The organism is Actinomadura sp. SCN-SB (assembly GCF_043906805.1).
In the GTDB taxonomy this organism is placed as follows: Bacteria; Actinomycetota; Actinomycetes; order Streptosporangiales; family Streptosporangiaceae; genus Spirillospora.
In genome coordinates this window covers 1-1,579 of the sequence record NZ_JBIMPP010000157.1, presented here as the reverse complement: position 1 = coordinate 1,579, position 1,579 = coordinate 1, and the positions used below count along the sequence as shown (strand labels likewise).

General features: G+C 72.3%; 1 protein-coding gene. It reads right to left on the bottom strand.

The genetic code is table 11. The annotated features are described in order from the left end of the window. Nucleotides 1-75: 75 nt before the first annotated feature. The gene (locus ACGWYJ_RS38810) at nucleotides 76-1,455 is read right to left on the bottom strand and encodes a rhodanese-like domain-containing protein (protein WP_395111693.1); all 1,380 of its coding nucleotides are present in this window, start codon (nucleotides 1,453-1,455) and stop codon (nucleotides 76-78) included. Between the last annotated feature and the right edge of the window lie 124 nt (nucleotides 1,456-1,579).

The following is a 1,579-nucleotide window of genomic DNA, read 5'->3' as shown; positions in this document are numbered from 1 at the left end:
TATCCAGCGCCAGACCCCGCCCATGCCGCGCTCAGGCGCACGCAATGGCACCATCGGCCTCAAAAGCCCCAGATGTCACACGAGACCGGCTTCGACGGCCTGGGAGTAGGCGTCGTCGATGTGCACGACATCACGTCCGGCTCGCCGGAGCAGGCTGGCGGCGGCCGCGGCCCGGTATCCCGAACCGCAGTGGACCCACACCGTCCCGGCGGGCAGATCGGCCATGCGGTCCGGCAGGTCCGGCAGCGGGACGTGGACGGCGCCCTTGAGGTGACCGGCCCGCCACTCGTTGGTCATGCGCACGTCCAGGACCACATCCGGCGGCGGCAGCTCCCGCGGGCCACGGCCGGTACGGGCGGCGGCGAGATCGGCGAACGTGGCGACCGGGAACCCGTCCAGGAGCGCCTGCCCGCCGCCTGCCCAGGTCTCCGGCGAGCCGGTCGCCGCCGCGGCCGGACGGTCGATGCCGACCCTGGCCAGTTCCCGCTGGGCCGTGGCGATCTGGTCGGCCGACTCCCCCAGCAGGGTGATCGGCGTGCCCCAGGGAGCCATCCAGCCCAGCCACGTCGCCAGGGCCCCGTCCAGGCCGAAGCTGAGGGTCCCGGCGAGGTGCCGCCGCGCGAACGCGGTGCGCGAACGCAGATCGACCACCCATTCCCCCGCATCGAGGCGGGCGCGCAGATCACCGGCGTCTGCCTTGCGCGGGGCGGTGAGATCGATGGGTTCGGGACCCGCGCTGTTGAGGACGCCCATGTGCGCGTAGTACGCGGGATAAGCGTCCAGGCCGTCCAGAACCTGGCTGACGAAGTCGTCGGCCTCCAGCCGCAGCGCCGGATTGACGTCCCTTTCCCGGCCGATCGTGGAGGCGGGGGCGTCGGCCTGGGTGGCGGAGCAGAAGCTGCCGAAGCCGTGGGTGGGCCAGATCTCCGCGCCGTCGGGCAACCGGTCGGCGAGCCGCCGTACCGAGGCGTGCTGCTGGTGGGCCAGGACACGGGTGTGCTGGGCGCCGAGCAGGTCGGTACGGCCGGTGGTCCCGAACAGCAGCGATCCACCGGTGAACACCCCTTCGGGCCCGTCGGGGCCGTGCAGCACGTACGACAGGTGCGTGAAGGTGTGCCCCGGGGTGGCCACGGCCGACAGCCGCATCCGCTCCGACACGGCGATCTCGTCATCCTCGGCCACGGGGGTGCGGTCGAAGGCCACCTCGTCGGCCCCGGACACCAGGTACGCGGCGCCGGTCAGCCTGGCAAGGGCGAGACCGCCCGAGACGTAGTCGTTGTGGACGTGGGTCTCGGCCACATGCGTGATCCGCACGCCTGCCCGTCCGGCGAGGGCCAGCACCCGGTCGATATCGCGCTGCGGATCCACCACGAGCCCGACCCGGCCATCGTGGGCCAGGTAACTGCGATCGCCCAGCGAGGACGTCTCCACCACGTCGACCTTGATGGCCGTCATCGGCGTTGCGCTTTCCGCGTCACGGGACAATTGTTTCCCGTATCGCGGGGCCCCTCACCCGGCCGCCGGGACGGAACAGGAGCTCCCCCGCGTCGGGCGGAGGAGCTCGTACGGGGTTCCGTTG

What these genes read in the sequence shown, in the direction of transcription:
- ACGWYJ_RS38810 (WP_395111693.1), bottom strand. Translation starts at nt 1,455, where the DNA reads ATGACGGCCATCAAGGTCGACGTGGTGGAGACGTCCTCGCTGGGCGAT.